The organism is Gordonia sp. Swx-4, from assembly GCF_030316175.1.
Taxonomy (GTDB): Bacteria; Actinomycetota; Actinomycetes; order Mycobacteriales; family Mycobacteriaceae; genus Gordonia; species Gordonia alkanivorans.
The window spans coordinates 3,243,655-3,259,495 of sequence record NZ_CP128197.1; the positions used below are offsets into that span (position 1 = coordinate 3,243,655).

Annotated in this window: 11 protein-coding genes and 1 tRNA gene; 7 read left to right on the forward strand and 5 right to left on the reverse strand. The window is 67.4% G+C overall.

Annotation, left to right across the window (positions count from 1 at the left end; all coding sequences use genetic code 11):
• Window positions 1–5: 5 nt before the first annotated feature.
• Both PWF70_RS14800 and ettA read right to left on the reverse strand, forming a co-directional pair.
• Window positions 6–4,748: an NAD-glutamate dehydrogenase gene (locus PWF70_RS14800; RefSeq protein WP_035754067.1), complete on the reverse strand. Its 4,743-nt coding sequence runs from the start codon at window positions 4,746–4,748 to the stop codon at window positions 6–8.
• 39 nt (window positions 4,749–4,787) lie between these two features.
• Complete coding sequence (ettA, locus tag PWF70_RS14805) at window positions 4,788–6,461, reverse strand: energy-dependent translational throttle protein EttA (RefSeq protein ID WP_006360044.1); 1,674 nt, start codon at window positions 6,459–6,461, stop codon at window positions 4,788–4,790.
• Window positions 6,462–6,753: 292 nt separating this feature from the next.
• On the opposite strand from ettA, the gene PWF70_RS14810 reads away from it, so the two are divergent.
• From PWF70_RS14810 to PWF70_RS14830, 5 genes are read left to right on the forward strand one after another with little or no spacing between them, the layout of a single operon-like run.
• Entirely contained in the window at window positions 6,754–7,746 is a 993-nt protein-coding gene (locus tag PWF70_RS14810; RefSeq protein ID WP_035754066.1) for a glycoside hydrolase family 26 protein, read from the forward strand.
• A gap of 13 nt (window positions 7,747–7,759) precedes the next feature.
• A complete protein-coding gene (locus PWF70_RS14815; RefSeq protein ID WP_006360046.1) occupies window positions 7,760–9,031 on the forward strand; it encodes a PP2C family protein-serine/threonine phosphatase in 1,272 nt (423 codons plus the stop codon).
• Entirely contained in the window at window positions 9,028–11,043 is a 2,016-nt protein-coding gene (locus tag PWF70_RS14820) for a glycosyltransferase family 2 protein (protein ID WP_006360047.1), read from the forward strand. Before PWF70_RS14815 ends, PWF70_RS14820 begins: the two co-directional genes overlap by 4 nt.
• Window positions 11,043–11,381, forward strand: a complete 339-nt coding sequence (locus tag PWF70_RS14825; protein ID WP_006360048.1) for an STAS domain-containing protein — start codon at window positions 11,043–11,045, stop codon at window positions 11,379–11,381. The genes PWF70_RS14820 and PWF70_RS14825 overlap by 1 nt, the downstream gene beginning before the upstream one ends.
• Window positions 11,382–11,400: 19 nt before the next feature.
• Complete coding sequence (locus tag PWF70_RS14830) at window positions 11,401–11,814, forward strand: ATP-binding protein (protein ID WP_035754143.1); 414 nt, start codon at window positions 11,401–11,403, stop codon at window positions 11,812–11,814.
• 3 nt (window positions 11,815–11,817) lie between these two features.
• Here the strand turns inward: PWF70_RS14830 and PWF70_RS14835 are convergent, their stop codons facing one another.
• Window positions 11,818–12,252 carry a single-stranded DNA-binding protein gene (locus PWF70_RS14835; RefSeq protein ID WP_005198896.1) on the reverse strand — a complete coding sequence of 145 codons (435 nt, stop codon included), beginning with the start codon at window positions 12,250–12,252 and terminating at the stop codon, window positions 11,818–11,820.
• Window positions 12,253–12,410: 158 nt separating this feature from the next.
• Here PWF70_RS14835 and PWF70_RS14840 point away from each other — a divergent pair, with 158 nt between their 5' ends.
• Window positions 12,411–12,989 (forward strand): chorismate mutase, encoded by a 579-nt coding sequence (locus tag PWF70_RS14840; protein ID WP_006360050.1) that lies wholly within the window; start codon window positions 12,411–12,413, stop codon window positions 12,987–12,989.
• Window positions 12,990–13,002: 13 nt separating this feature from the next.
• Here PWF70_RS14840 and PWF70_RS14845 read toward each other — a convergent pair whose 3' ends face one another.
• A complete protein-coding gene (locus PWF70_RS14845; protein WP_006360051.1) occupies window positions 13,003–15,027 on the reverse strand; it encodes a bifunctional copper resistance protein CopD/cytochrome c oxidase assembly protein in 2,025 nt (674 codons plus the stop codon).
• A 148-nt stretch (window positions 15,028–15,175) separates the two neighbouring features.
• On the opposite strand from PWF70_RS14845, the gene PWF70_RS14850 reads away from it, so the two are divergent.
• A tRNA-Arg gene (locus PWF70_RS14850) sits at window positions 15,176–15,249 on the forward strand.
• A 15-nt stretch (window positions 15,250–15,264) separates the two neighbouring features.
• Here PWF70_RS14850 and PWF70_RS14855 read toward each other — a convergent pair.
• Window positions 15,265–15,774, reverse strand: coding sequence for a GNAT family N-acetyltransferase (locus PWF70_RS14855; protein WP_006360052.1), 510 nt, complete (start codon window positions 15,772–15,774; stop codon window positions 15,265–15,267).
• Window positions 15,775–15,841: the final 67 nt, after the last annotated feature.

Below are 15,841 nucleotides of genomic sequence, written 5' to 3' on the forward strand. Positions count from 1 at the left end.
GGGATTCAGCGGATGACACTGCGGAGCTGTCGCGCGGCGACCGACAGCGTCGCGAGGTCGAGGGTCCCGGTCTCCTCGATCTCTCCGAGGACGCTGCGCACGCGGCTGAGCCGGTTCGACTGGGAGGACTCCCATTCGGCGATCTTCTCGTCGCTCGACTCGTCGGGTTCGCTGACCTCGAGGATCTTGAGGGTGAGCGCCCGTAGCGCGCCGTGCATGTCGTCGCGCAGCGCCAGCCGGGCGAGCGCGTGCCAGCGGTCGCCGTAGTCCAGGTTCGACACCGCCGTCAGCAGTTCCTCGAGTCCGAAGTGCTCCATCACCGCGAAGTAGAGGTCGCCGACCTCCTCGGGGTCGCGGTCGGAGATCTCGGCGGCATCGATGATGTCGAGCAGGCAGAACCGGTGGAGGCTGACGGCCACCGTCCGGGCGAGGTCGTCGGGGACCCCCTCGTCGACGTACGCGTGTACCCGGTCGGAGATGTCTTTCGCGGAGCTCTCCCCCAGCCAGCCGTCGACGGCCGCGGACAGCCGGGTGACCCGATCGGAGTAGCGGGTGATCTCGGCGGCCATGGCGAGTGGCTGGGGACGGAACGCGAGCAGCCACCGCGACGCCCGGAACAGCAGGCGTCGGGCGTAGAGCATCATTCCGTCGACGACCTCGGCCGGTGCCGGTGCGTGCCGGATGCTCTCGAAGACGTCGCTCATGCCGAAGATCTCGTTGGACACGACGTAGGCGCGGACACCTTCTTCGGTGGTGCACCCGGTGCCCTCGCTCAACCGGAACAGATGCGTCATCCCGGCGTGATCGATGACGTCGTTGACGAGGGTCGTCGTGACGATCTGGCGGCGTAGCCGGTGGGAGTTGATCTGCTCGCGGTACGTCTCGCGCAGGGCCTCCGGGAAGTAGCGGGCCACGCGTGCGGCGAACACGTCGTTGTCGGGGAGGTCACTGGCCAGCAGGTCCGACTTCGCCTCGAGTTTGACGTGCGCCATCAGGGTCGCGAACTCCGGTGAGGTCAGCCCGCGCTGCAACTCACCGTCGAACCGCTTGCGGAGTTCGCGTGCCTGCGGGAGGGCTTCCAGTCTGAGGTCGACGCCGCGTTCGCGTGACAGCTGGTCGAGCATCCGGGCGTGGACCTCCACGCGCGTGAGTTCGAAGGTGCGGCAGAAGCCCAACTCGGAGTTCTGTGAGATGTTGTCGGCGAGAACGAGATCGGCGACGTCATCGGTCATCGACTCGAGCAACGGGTCCCGGTCGTCGGTCTCCAGCGCACCGCCCGACACCGCGGAGTCGAGCAGGATCTTGATGTTGACCTCGTGGTCGGAACAGTCGACTCCGGCCGAGTTGTCGAGTGCGTCGGTGTTGATCCGGCCACCCGCGAGATCGAACTCGATCCGCCCCCGTTCGGTGACGCCGAGGTTGCCGCCCTCCCCGATCACCTTGGCACGCACCTGATCACCGTCGACGCGGATCGCGTCATTCGACTTGTCGCCGACGTCCCCGTGGTTCTCCGTCGACGCCTTGATGTATGTTCCGATGCCGCCGTTCCAGAGCAGGTCGACGGGCGCGAGCAAGATCGCTCGGATCAGTTCGGGCGGCGAGAGTTCGTCGACGCCCTCCGCGATACCGAGCGCTGCCGCCATCTCCGCGCTGACGGGGATCGACTTGCGGTCCCGCGACCACACCCCTCCGCCCTCACCGATCAGATCGGTGTCGTAGTCGGCCCACGACGATCGCGGCACCTCGAACAGGCGGCGGCGTTCGAGGTAGGACCGGTCGGCGACGGGGTCCGGGTCGACGAAGATGTGCCGGTGGTCGAAGGCGGCGACGAGCCGGATGTGCTCGCTGAGCAGCATCCCGTTGCCGAACACGTCCCCGCTCATGTCGCCGATCCCGACGACGGTGAAGTCCTGCGACTGGGTGTCGACGCCCATCTCCCGGAAATGCCGTTTGACCGACTCCCAGGCACCGCGTGCGGTGATGCCCATGGCCTTGTGGTCGTATCCGGCCGAGCCGCCCGAGGCGAACGCGTCACCGAGCCAGAAACCGTAGGACTGTGACACCTCGTTGGCGATGTCGGAGAACGCCGCGGTGCCCTTGTCGGCCGCCACGACCAGGTAGGTGTCGTCCTCGTCGAGCCGGACCACACCCCGCGCCGGGATGACCTCCCCGGTCGAGCGGTCGATGTTGTCGGTGATGTCCAGCAGACCGGAGATGAACTGCCGGTAGCAGGCGATCCCCTCCTCGCGCTGCGCATCCCGGTCGGCAGCGGTGTCCCCGGTCGGCGCCGGCGGACGCTTGACGACGAAGCCGCCCTTCGCGCCGAGGGGGACGATGACGGCGTTCTTGACGGCCTGTGCCTTCACCAGACCGAGGACCTCGGTGCGGAAATCCTCCTTGCGGTCCGACCAGCGCAGCCCGCCGCGTGCCACTGCGCCGAACCGCAGATGGACGCCCTCCACACGGGGCGAGTACACGAAGATCTCGTGCAACGGACGGGGTTCGGGGGTCTGCGGGATATCGCGAGGCCGGAGCTTGAACGAGATGACCGGGCGGTGCTCGAGATCCCGTTCACCGGTCGTGACGAAGTAGTTGGTCCGTGACGTCGCGGTCATGACCGCGGCGAAGGCCGACACGATGCGATCGGCGTCGAGACTCAGCACCGTGCCGATGTCGGCCCGGAGTTGTGCGCTCACCCGCTCGCGCCGTTCGGGGTCGGAGGCGGCCGGGTCGAAGGAGGTCACGAACAGTTCGACCAGCCCGCGCGTGATCTGCAGATGACGGCCCAGCACATTCGCGACATGGGCGGTGCTGTAAGAGAATCCGCACTGCCTCAGGTACTGCCCGTAGGCGCGCAGCATCGCCGCCGACCGCCAGTCCAGTCCGCACCGGATGATCAGCTCGTTGTAGTCGTCGACTTCCGCTGCGGCGAGCCAGATCTGACGGAACGCCTCGGTGAAGCGCTCCTCGAGGTCGTCGGCATGGTCGAGGTCCACCGACATCCCGGCGGCGAGCTGCACGATGAACTCGTAGGCCCAGCAGACGGTGTCGTCGGACCGCCGGATCTCGTACGGATGTTCTTCGAGAACATCGAGGCCGAGACTGTGCAGCACCGGCAGGACATCGGTGAGGGTCGCCGACTCCCCGCACAGGTAGAGGGTGAACCGCCAGCTGTGGTGGTCGCCCGGCCCGCGCTGCTCGATGGCGTCGAGGGTCACCGCCAACGCGCCCGGCTCGAGGGAGACGACGTGGATCAGGTCCGCGAGGGCGTCCTGGGGTTCGCGGAGTTCCTTGTAGTCGTCGGAGAGTGAGGGCAGTTGCCGCAGAAGGAGTTCCGGTCCACCCGAGACCGATCCGGAACGGTCGCCGAGGTTCACGGCGAGTTCCCGGACACGCTCGTCCCATCCTCGGATCGCCGCCGCGAGCGCCGCCTGCATCCGTGCGTGCGCGGGTGATCCGGTGTCCACCGAGCCGAGTTCGGATGCGGCGCCCGGCTCGATACACACCAGCACCTGCAGGAGCGCGAGCGGCATCTCACTCACACGGGCCGTGTATTCCAGTGCGCTGCCCTTCAATTCATCCATCAAGGCACGTTCGAGGGCGAGTCGATTCTGGGTGTTGTAGCGGTCCCGGGGCAGGTAGATGAGGGCGACCGCGGTCTTGCCGTCGAGACTGGTACGCACGAACAGGCGCAACGACCGGGTCGCGACCGCGTCGAGCATCTCGGTGACACGACGGGCGAGCTCGTCGGTGGTGGAGGCGAACATCTCCACCACCGGATAGTTCTGCAGCAGCTCGATCATGGACTGTCCGGCGAAGGAGTCCTCGTCGACGCCGACGCGCGCGAGCACGTCGTGCACCTTGGTGCGCAACACCGGGACGTCGAGCACTGTCTGGTGCAGACCGGAAGAGGTCATGGTGCCGAGGAACCGGTGCTCACCGTCGTGGTTGCCGTGCGCGTCGAAGGCGGGAACCTGCAGCAGCACCGGGAAATTCGACCGCTGGATGCCGGTGGCGACGAAGACCCGACTCGCTCGCGGGAGCAGTGGCTGCGTGGTCACCGACGGGAAGTCCCGGGTGATGGAGCCGGTGCGCCAGACCCCCAGCCGCTCGTCACCGTCACCGGCGCCGTCGGTACCCACCCGGGTGTATCCGAGGGGATGGAAGTGGTTCCCGGCGAACCATTCGAGGAGTTCGGCGTACTCGTGCCGGTCGGTGTTGCGCATGCCTGTCGACTCACGCACCGGCATTACCGCCAGGTCGGCCGCACACGACGTCATCAGCGACCGCATCCGGGCGGCGTCGTGGTCGACGTCGCCCACCCGGAACACGACCTCGAGGAGGTCCGATCGGAGCGCCTCTGGATCGACGCCGGGATGTCCGGCGAGCCCGCCGACGAAGATCCAGGACTCCCAGGCGGCACCGGGGACGTCGTCGATCGCCTCGAGCCCGCCGTCGGTGTCGCGTTGCACCGGCATGACCGGATGGTCCATGCGCTCGATGGATAGGTCGTGTGCCTCAACGGTCGCCAGAACCGCCTCCACGAGCATCGGCATGTCGTCGTTGACGACGACGATCTCGACCGCGCCGCCGTCGTCGTCGACGACCTCGACCAGTGCCTGTCCGGGATCCCGCCGGGTCGCGACGTCAAGATGACGCACCACCTGCTCGGCGGCGCTGTCCGTCCCCGAGCCTTCGGCCCGGGACCTGAAGTAGTGGTTCACCGCGTCCGGCACGAGTGACGTCACATCGCCGATGCTAGTCACCCGCGCCGGACGGGGTCGGTATTAATCGCGGGTGAGTTTGCGGTGGGTCACCCGGTGCGGACGTGCCGCGTCGGCGCCGAGACGCTCGACCTTGTTCGCCTCATACGCCTCGAAGTTGCCCTCGAACCAGAACCACTTGCCCTCTTCGACGTTGCCCTCCCACGCCAGGATGTGGGTACAGGTGCGGTCGAGGAACCAGCGGTCGTGGCTGATGACCACGGCACAGCCGGGGAAGTTCTCGAGCGCGTTCTCCAGCGATCCCAGGGTCTCGACGTCGAGGTCGTTGGTCGGCTCGTCGAGCAGGATGAGGTTGCCGCCCTCCTTCAATGTGAGCGCGAGGTTCAGGCGGTTGCGCTCACCACCGGAGAGGACCTCCGCCTTCTTCTGCTGATCCGGCCCCTTGAAGCCGAAGGCACTGACGTAGGCGCGCGACGGCATCTCGTTCTGGCCGACCTCGATGAAGTCGAGTCCGTCGGAGACGACCTCCCAGACGTTCTTCTTGGGGTCGATGTTGGCGCGCGTCTGGTCGACGTAGCTCAGCTTGACCGTCTCGCCGACCTTCACGGTGCCCGAATCGGGTGCCTCGAGGCCGACGATGGTCTTGAACAGCGTCGTCTTACCGACACCGTTGGGGCCGATGACACCGACGATGCCGTTACGCGGCAGCGTGAAGGACAGGTCCTTGATGAGGACGCGGCCCTCGAAGCCCTTGTCGAGGTGGGAGACCTCGACCACCACATCGCCGAGGCGCGGTGGCGTCGGGATCTGGATCTCCTCGAAATCGAGCTTCCGCGTCTTCTCGGCCTCGGCCACCATCTCCTCGTAACGGGACAGGCGAGCCTTGTTCTTGGTCTGACGGGCCTTGGAACCGGAACGAACCCACGCGAGCTCTTCCTTCAGGCGGCGCTGCAGCTTCTGGTCCTTCTTGCCCTGGACCTCGAGACGCTCGGCCTTCTTCTCCAGGTAGGTGGAGTAGTTGCCCTCGTAGGGGTGCAGCTTGCCGCGGTCGACCTCACAGATCCACTGCGCGACGTGATCGAGGAAGTACCGGTCGTGGGTCACGGCCAGGACGGCGCCCGGGTAGCTCGCGAGGAACTGCTCGAGCCACAGCACCGACTCGGCGTCGAGGTGGTTGGTGGGCTCGTCGAGGAGCAGCAGGTCGGGCTTCTGCAGCAGCAGCTTGCACAGTGCGACGCGGCGGCGCTCACCACCGGAGAGGTGCGTGACCGGTGAGTCGGCGGGCGGGCAGCGCAGCGCGTCCATGGCCTGCTCGAGCTGCGAGTCGAGGTCCCAGGCGTCGGCGTTGTCCAGGTCTTCCTGGAGCTTGCCCATCTCCTCCATCAGCTCGTCGGAGTAGTCGGTGGCGAGCAGTTCGGCGATCTCGTTGAAGCGGTCGAGCTTCACCTTGATCTCGCCCATGCCCTCTTCGACGTTCTCCTTGACCGTCTTCTCCTCGTTGAGGGGCGGCTCCTGGAGCAGGATGCCGACGGTCGCCTCGGGGTCGAGGAAGGCTTCGCCGTTCGACGGCTGGTCGAGGCCGGCCATGATCTTCAGGATCGACGACTTACCGGCACCGTTGGGGCCGACGACGCCGATCTTGGCGCCCGGATAGAAGGACATGGTGACGTCGTCGAGGATGACCTTGTCGCCGTGCGCCTTGCGCACCTTTTTCATGGTGTAGATGAACTCAGCCACGTGAAAACTCCTTCGGACCTGCTCGATGCCGGGTGGATGTCAGCAATTCAGATGCTCTGGCGCACGCACGGTCGGTGCGCATACATGGGTCCCAGCCTAGTGGTCGGCCCCGGCGGGCCCGTCGCCCGGTGACCCGGTCCGCCCGGTACCGGCCACGCAATTGGGCGGATGCCGCGCGCGACGCGCGGTTTGTCGCGAGAATGGTTCGCGTCGGCGAGGGCCGACGACGGGGTGTGAGTTGCGGCGCCGGGCGAGCACAAGTGCGGCGCTGGGTTGGCGCGATGGGAGTGTCATGCGCTCGGTGGGTAGGTGGACAGTGGTGACGGTGGTCGTGGGCGTGATCGTCACGTCGATGGGTGCTGTCGGCGCCTGTGCGGCCGAGCCCCGGCATTGTCCTCCAACCATCTCACCGCTGTACGGTCCGGCCGGCCCATGTTTGAGATTCGGGGTCACGACACCGAGCGGCCCGCTCGAGCCCGCGGAGGTCGCCGGCGTCACCGCGCTGACCGGGGTCTCTCCGACCATCAATCTGTTCTTCGAGGACTTCACCGCCATCCCACCGATCGCGGCGCTGAACGCGGTGATCGGCGCGGGGGCCGAGCCGATCGTCACCTGGGAACCCTGGCGGCATCTCGGCGACGGCACCTACGATCGCGCCGCCTTCTCGATGTCCTCGATCGTTGCCGGAACGCACGACGACTACCTGTACCGCTGGGCCGACGAGCTCGTCGCCTGGGGTTCGACCGTCTATCTGAGGTTCGCCCACGAACCCAACGGCGACTGGTACCCGTGGAGTCCCGCGGGTGGGACGCCGCCCGAGCTGTACGTCGCGGCGTGGCGGCACGTCCACGACCTTTTTGCGTCGAAGAACGCGGTGAACGTGAAGTGGGTGTGGGCGCCGAACGTCCCGATCTCGGACGTTCCGCTGTCCCGCTGGTACCCCGGCGCCGACTACGTCGATGTCCTCGGCATCGACGGTTACAACTGGGGCTCGGTACCCGGCCACCGATGGACGTCGCCGAACGAGCTCTTCGGGTCCTCCCTCGACCAGCTGCGCGAACTCGCGCCGGACAAGCCGATTCTCGTCACCGAGGTCGGTTCGGCCGAGGCGGGCGGGTCCAAGGCCGACTGGATCGCAGATCTCGTCGACTACCTCGACAAGGCCGACGGGGTCACGGGTTTCGTCTGGTTCGACCACGACAAGGAATCGGACTGGGGTCTGAACAGCTCGCCGGAGGCAGGCCGGGCGATGGCACGTGCACTCGAAGAAGTGGGGTTGCGGTGATAGGAGTCGAGCGGTGACGGAAGCCGAGTCGGAACGTCCGGGTCGGGTCACGGTGGATGAGACGCAAGCGCTGATCGCCCCCGACGTCGAGGAAGCACGTCTCCGAGCGGTGGAGCAGCTCAACCTGCTCGACTCCGCCCCCGAGGACCGGTTCGCGCAGATCACCCGCATGGCCAAAGCGGTGTTCGGCGTACCGATGTCGACGGTGTCCCTCCTCGACCGGGATCGGCAATGGTTCAAGGCGGTCGACGGCATCGAACTGCAGAACCAGCCACGCGAGCAGACCGTGTGCCAGGTGACGGTCGCGCGGGCCTACACGCGCCCTGCCGACCCGGCGCTCGTCATCGAGGACGTGTCGACGATCCCGTTCTTCGCCGAGATACCTCAGATCAGCGGGGAGGGCGGAATCCGTTTCTACGCCGGGTATCCGTTGTACGGTCCGGGCGGTCACCCGGTGGGCACCTTCTGCGTCTACGACACCCGGCCGCGGCAGCTGACCGCCGACCAGTTGGCCGCGTTCCGCGAGCTGGCGGCCTGGGCGCAACGCGAGATCGAGAACTCCGACGATCTCGAACGCGCCGCGAAGGTGCAACGCCAGTTGCTCCCCCCACCGCTCGGTATCGTGCCCGGCTACTCCATCGAGACGATGTGCCTCCCCGCGTTCGCCGTGGGCGGCGACTTCTACGACCACTACCCCTGCCACGACGGACTGGTGTTCACCGTCGCCGACGTCATGGGCAAAGGTCTGGGGGCGGCGATCCTCACCGCCACCGTGCGGTCGGCGATGCGTGCTGCCTCACGGGCTTTCGACGCCACCGGTGGTGAGAGCGCAGACCATGATCTCGGCGAGGTCGTGGGTACGGTGGCCGGTCAGCTCGCCGAGGACTTCGCCGGCACGGAAACCTTCGCGACCCTGTTCCACGCCCGGCTGCGCACCCGGGACGGTCACGTCGACTACGTCGACGGTGGCCACGGGCTGGCCACCGTGCGCCGCGCTGACGGCCACTGCACCGTCCTACACGGCGGCGGACTCCCCATCGGAATCCTGCCGGAGGACACCTGGCGTTCGGCCGCAATCGATCTCGGCCCCGGCGACATGCTCGTGATCGCCTCGGACGGCCTCCTCGACCTCGTCGCCGGTGGGGACGCACTCGACCTCCTCCGAATGCTCTGCGGCACAAGCACTCCCGCCGCAGTGCGGACGAAGGTCGAGGAACTGGTGGCCAGTCTCCCACCCGTAGACGACGTCACACTCGTCGCGATCCGGCGGGACGATGCCGGATGAGCGAGAGCATCGAGAAGGCCACCCTCGCCCGCACCGCCCCGTCGCCGTGGTTACGGCTGCTCATCGTCGTGGCAGCAGTGCTCGGCCTCAACTACATCGTGTGGCGCTGGCTGGCATCGGTGAACTGGGAGGCGTGGTGGATCGCCGTCCCGCTGGTCGTCGCCGAGACCTACAGCCTCATCGACTCGCTGCTGTTCGGGCTCACCATGTGGAAACTGCAGCACCGCCCCGAACCCCCGCCGCCGCCCGCAGGCGCCACGGTCGATGTCTTCATCACCACCTACAACGAACCGATCGACCTCGTGATGAAGACCGCGCTCGCCGCGAAGGCCATCACCTACCCGCACACCACCTGGATCCTCGACGACGGTGACCGCGCCGAACTCGCCGAGTGCGCGCGCAAGGCCGGCCTGGGTTACCTGACCCGGTCGTCGAACTGGCTGGACAAGCCACGACATGCCAAGGCCGGCAACCTGAACAACGCGCTCATGCAGACCGAGGGCGAGTTCATCCTCATCCTCGACGCCGATCAGGTCCCCGAACCGCAGATCCTCGACCGCACGCTCGGTTACTTCCACGACGAGAAGATGGCCGTGGTCCAGACCCCGCAGTACTTCGTCAACGTGCCACCCTCGGACCCGCTGGGATCGCAGGCACCGCTCTTCTACGGGCCGATCCAGCAGGGGAAGGACGGCTGGAACGCCGCATTCTTCTGCGGCTCGAACGCGGTCCTGCGTCGTGAAGCACTGATGCAGCTCGGGATCACCCAGTACGTCACCGCCGTTGAGGACGGCGTCGACCGCGCCCTGCGGACCGCGCGGACCGTGCTCCGAAAGACCCGACGACGTGTCCGCGACAACCCTCCGGCACTCGCCGCGCTCGACCGGGTGGACGCCGCGGTCACCGAGGCACGGAAGCAGCTGAAGGATCGGGCACCGCTGGCCGATATCACCTACCGATTCCAGGCGTGGGTCGACGAGGCCGCCCGCGGACTCGTCGACGCCGATGTCGAGGCGATGCGTGCCGACCTCGAGGCCATCGAGGCCCTCACCGAGTTCAGCGAGCAGGAAACCGGTGCCGGGGCACTCGACTTCGATGCTCTGGCGGTTCTGGCCGATCGCGAATGGTCCCCACTCGGCGCCATCGAGTCGATCCGTGCCCTGGTCGCGGCGGTCGATGTCGGCAGATCCGATGAGGCGCAACCGATGTTGCCGCTCGCGACGATCTCGGTCACCGAGGACATGGCCACCTGCATGCGGCTGCACGCCCTGGGGTGGAATTCGGCATACCACCACGAGAACCTCGCCTACGGGCTCGCTCCCGAGGACCTGAAAACGATGCTCACCCAACGCCTTCGGTGGGCTCAGGGCACCATCCAGGTGATGCTGCGGGAGAACCCGCTGGTCCAGAAGGGGCTGACCGTAGCCCAGCGACTCATGTACTGGGCGACGATGTGGAGCTACCTGGCCGGTTTCGCGGCGATCGCCTACATCGCCGCCCCGGTGGTGTATCTCGTGCTGGGGGTTCTCCCGGTGCAGGCCTACAGCTGGGACTTCTTCCTCCGCCTCATCCCGTTCCTGGTGATCAACCAGGTGTTGTTCCTCGTCGTGGCGAGAGGAACCCCGACCTGGCGGGGCCAACAGTACAGTCTCGCATTGTTCCCGGTCTGGATCCGGGCCTGCACCACCGCGTTCCGCAACGTCTACCTGAACCGGCCACTCGGATTCGCGGTCACGCCGAAGACGAAACAGTCCCAGGACGCGCTGCCGTGGCATCTCGTCCGCCCGCAGCTCGCCGCGATGGTCCTCCTCGTCGTGGCATCGGTCATCGGCATCGTGCAGTTGTGGCGGGGCGCGATCTCTGTTCTGGGCGTGGGCGTCAACCTGTTCTGGGTACTGTTCGATCTGGTGATCCTGAGCGTCGTCATCATGGCGGTCCGCTACCGCGGTCACGACGACACGGCAGAAGACTCGCCCACCGGCGACAACCCCGCCCGTCCAGAAAGGCCATGATGACGACATACTCGACTCGCCCCGTCGCCGGTGATGCCGTGGCGATCACGCCGGACGGACGGCTCAACATGATCGCCGCACCCAGGCTGCGCGATCAGTTGCACGAACTCGTCGGGGCCGGGACGACCCGGATCGTCGTCGACCTATCCGGCACCGATTTCATCGACTCGTCCGGGCTGGGTGCGCTCGTCTCCGGACTGAAGGTCGCACGCCAGGCGGGTGGCGATCTCCGGATCGCGGCCCCCACCGAGCAGGTCGTCACCGTCCTGGAACTGACCAACCTCAATCGCGTGTTGCGGGTGCACGAGTCCGCGGACGCCGCGTACGGTGCCGAGTGAGATCCGAGAGGCCACCCTCATGACCGAGAACACCGGGACGCGTGTTCTCGAGGAGGTCACGTCGGACGCCACCCTCGAGCACATTCACGAGCTGCTCGCAGATCTGTTGCGCGACTGCCCGGTCGACGACATGGACGCAATGCAGTTCGAGCTCGCGCTGGCCGAGATCGGCTCGAACATCGTCGAACACGCCCGTGACGGCAGCCGGGTGGCCATGCGGCTCGAACTCGAGGTCGCGGCGGACCGGATCGAGGGCCGTTACAGCGACGACGGTCATCCGGCCCGCGTCGACCTCGACGCGGTGAGCCTGCCCGACGACTTCGCCGAGCGCGGTCGCGGACTGGCCATCGCCATCCAGATCCTCGACGAGCTCTCCTACCGGCGCGCCGACGGGCGCAACCACTGGCGACTGGTCCGCAACCGGACGGCGTGAAACTCACGCAGCCGTCTGGGTTTCCGCCTTCTCCGCGGCGGCGACCGGCAAGGCGGCCGCGATGTCTCGCTCCGACGACGGCGTGCCACGGTAGGTGACGATGCAGCGACTCAGGTCGAGTCCCACTGCGACGGCGGTCATCTCGAGATCGGAGCGGCGCGAGCCGTCGGCCGTCGGATACTCGTTGGTCTTGATCTGACCGTGCGCCATGACGGGCCGGCCCTTCGCGATGGCGAGGCCGACGCCGGCGAGGAGTCGGCGCCAGCAGCTCACCGTCAGATACAGCGTCGGTCCGTCCACCCACTCGCCGCTGCGCTTGTCGATGCGGCGCGAGGTGCAGGCCACGCGGAACGAGATCACGTCCTCGCCGGTGGTGGTCTGGCGTCGGCGGGGCTCGGACACAACGGTTCCGATGACGGTCGTGTACGTCTCAAACATGGTCGTCTCCTACTGGTGTCGGCCACGGGAAGTGTGGCCGCATCAGCATCTCCCCCGACATACGCCGGAGACGGGGACATGATCGGGCTGTGGAGAACTCTCCACGGATTACCCACAGATCGCGGGTACCCCTGGCGTTCCGCCCATAGGATCGCGGAATGCGGATGCGAGTGTTCCTGACCGGTCTGATCGCGGCGGCCACGATGCTGGTCGCGCCACCCCTGTCCGCGGCGGCACCGGCCCCGGCGATGTCGGGTCTGACCGACGCGATCGCCGGTCGCCTCGCACTGGCCGACGCGGTGGCCGCGTCCAAGTGGGCATCCGGCGCCGCCATCGACGATCCCGCGCGTGAACAGGTCGTCCTCGACACCGTGTCGCAGCTCGCTCTCGACCGGGACCTCGACCCCGGCTACGTTCGCGGTGTGTTCCGCGATCAGATCGAGGCGAGCAAGACGGTACAACGCAGGCTGTTCGCCCAGTGGCGCCTACCCGGGCAGACGGCCCCACCCGCGACACCGGATCTCGGTCCGGTCCGGGCGGCGATCAACGAACTCAATGTGGCGATCGTCGACGAACTCGCGGCCTCACGCGACATCGTGACGACCCTGCGCTGCCCGCCGGAGCTGACCGTGTCGACCGCGCAGACCGCCGCCGACGCGGGATTCGACCCGCTTCACGTCGCCGCGCTGGTCCAGGCCGGGGCGTCCGTCTGCACGGTGTCGACCGGATCGAGCTGAGTTCCGTTGCAACTCAGCCGCGTTTGTTGAGCTCCTTGAGCATGTCGTTGTAGTTCTCGAGTTCGGCGTCGTGGTCGCGGACCGCGTTGCGGTCGTAGCGCTTCGCCTGCCGGGTGTCGCTGCGCTGCCATTGGACCAGCAGGGCCAGCATGATGACGACGAGCGGGATCTCGCCTGCCGCCCAGGCGATTCCGCCGCCGGCGCGCTGGTCGTCGAACAGGTTGTAGGTCCACGGCAGATTGAGTCCGCGGTAGTAGTTCTCGGCGATGACGGCCGTGGTCATCATCAGTGCCACGCCGAAGAAGGCGTGGAACGGCAGCGACCCGAGGACGATGCCGAGTTTGGCGACCGGTTTGACCTGTCGTGGTGCGGGGTCGATGCCGATGACGAGCCAGTAGAACAGGTATCCGCTGAGCAGGAAGTGCAGGTTCATCAGCAGGTGAGCCGCGTGGTACTCGACCACCGACTCGTACAGCCCGCCGAGATAGAGGATGTAGAAGCTGCCGACGAACATGATGGCCGCGATCAGCGGGTGCGTCAGGAAGCGCGACGGCCCCGAGTGCACACCCGCCTGAATCCACTCGCGGGGTCCGGGAGGGTTGCCGCGGCCCGACGGCGGGAGGGCGCGCAGCGCCAGCGTCACCGGACCACCCAGGACCAGAAGGACCGGGATCATCATCGACATCAGCATGTGGGCGATCATGTGGACGCTGAACATCGCCGGTGCATACCGGCCGAGACCCGACGAGGTCGCCAGGAGCAGCAGCAGACATCCGAGAAGCCACGCGAAGGTGCGGCCGATCGGCCAGTCGTCGCCGCGTCGCTTCAGTCGCACGACGCCGCGGATGTACACGGCGGCCAGGACGATGGCGGCAAGACCGAAGATCAGGTCGAATCGCCAGTCGGTGAAGAACCGGACGAAGGTCGGCGGACCGTCGATGTCGTAGCCGATGGCGTTCTCGACCGGTGAGACGTTCGCGGTGTCGAGGGCCGGCGGCGGGGTCCGGCTCAGGCCGACCGCCAGACCGAAGGTGGCCGCGAACACGGCCAGCTCGACAAGCCCGAAGCGCACGAACAGCGACGGCCGCTCCTCCGACTCGAGCTGGGCGATGGTCACTCGCCGGTGCCACGCACCGAGCGCACCGAGGACGACGAGTGCCGCCACCTTCGCCACAACGAGGCGCCCGTAGGTGTCGGAGAAGAGCTGATCGAGGGGCACGCGCACGGCGGCGTTGATCACGCCGCTGAGGCCGACGACGATGATGCACCAGAACGCGACGCGCGAGAAGCGTCGGACCGCCAGTCCCCGCCACCGCCCGGACGCGAGCGCGTAGACGACCACCGCGGCGAGCCCGCCGAGCCACAGGGTCGCGCCGATCAGGTGCAGGATGAGGCTGTTGGTGGCGATGTCGTGGTTACCGCCCGACGACGAGTGCCCGGCCAGTGCCGACGGCATCAGGCTGAAGATCGTAAACGCGATGACCGCGACGGTCGGCCCCCACTTGAGGATCGTCCGCGCGATGATCGCCGCGACCAGCGCGAACACCGCCGTCCAGAACCAGGTGCGCACCTCGGCGACCTGACCGTATGCGTTGATCAGGTTGGCCGGTTTGATCGCCTCCGACAGCGGCGATCCGCTGACCTCCGACGCCGACAGCGGCATCAGCAGAAGCGCGCACACCGACCACACCAGCGCCGACGACGCCGCGATCCGGATGGCGCGATAGCCGCCGACGTCGAGCACGTTGTCGGACTGCGGCGGCACGAAGAAGGCGGCGAACACCGCGCAGCCCAGCGCGATCGCGGCCGCGAACTCACCGATCGCGGTCAGGGTCGGCAGACCGTAGGTGGTGAGCGGCCCGGGGTCGGGGACGCCGGTCAGCTTGAGCGCAGTGGACGCGGAGATGGCGGTGACGGCGATGGCGACGATCGCGGCGAGCCATCCCGACGCCCAGAGGACCGCGGTGACGACGCCGCGCGGTTCGTTCATCGCGTCGCGATTCTGATCCGGCGAGGCGGACGTCGACGTGCGGGTCATTCCTCAACTGTAGGTCCGGGGGCCGACGCCACACCCTCCGACCTGGTACCGCCGTGGTCTGGGGCACATCCGCGGCGAGCTCGAGGGCATGTCGTAAACTCCATGTGCCCGGCGCCCCGTGTCCTTGTGCCACGAGCGCGCCGAGCACGCCTCCGTAGCTCAGGTGGATAGAGCAAGGGCCTTCTAATCCCTAGGTCGCAGGTTCGAGTCCTGCCGGGGGCACCGTCACTTACGGCATCAGATGCCGAACGGCGCCGCGTAGCGCACCGTCCCGGACGGGACGTCGGTGCCGTCGAGGCTGAGCACCATCAACGCCTCTTCGGGCACCTCGATGCTGAGCCGGATGCCATGGTCGACGGCTCGTCGGAAACCGAAGCGCGGGTAGTAGTCGGGGTGGCCCAGCACGACGACGGTGCTCTCCCCCATGTCGCGCGCCGCGTCGAGGGCGGCGATGATCGCGGCCGAACCCGCTCCGGTCCGCTGGTATGCGGTGGCCACGGCACACGGTGCGAGGCACAACGCGGGGGCATCGTCGACGTGACAGCGTGTCAGCAGCGCGAAACCAACCGGGCGATCGTCGGCATCGACGGAAACGATGGAGAGCCCGTCGAGCCAGGCCGGGTCGGCGCGGAGCGCGTCGACCAGCTCGGCTTCCTCCGACGTGGGAAAGGCGTCCGCATTGATCTCGTGGACACACGCGACGTCGTCGGGCCGTTCCGCCCTCGTATGCCAAGCCTGTTGCGGCATCGGCGGCTCCCCTGTCCTGTCGAGTGCCCCCAACGTAGCCCCCGCGCGTGGTCGCGGAGAAGCGGTT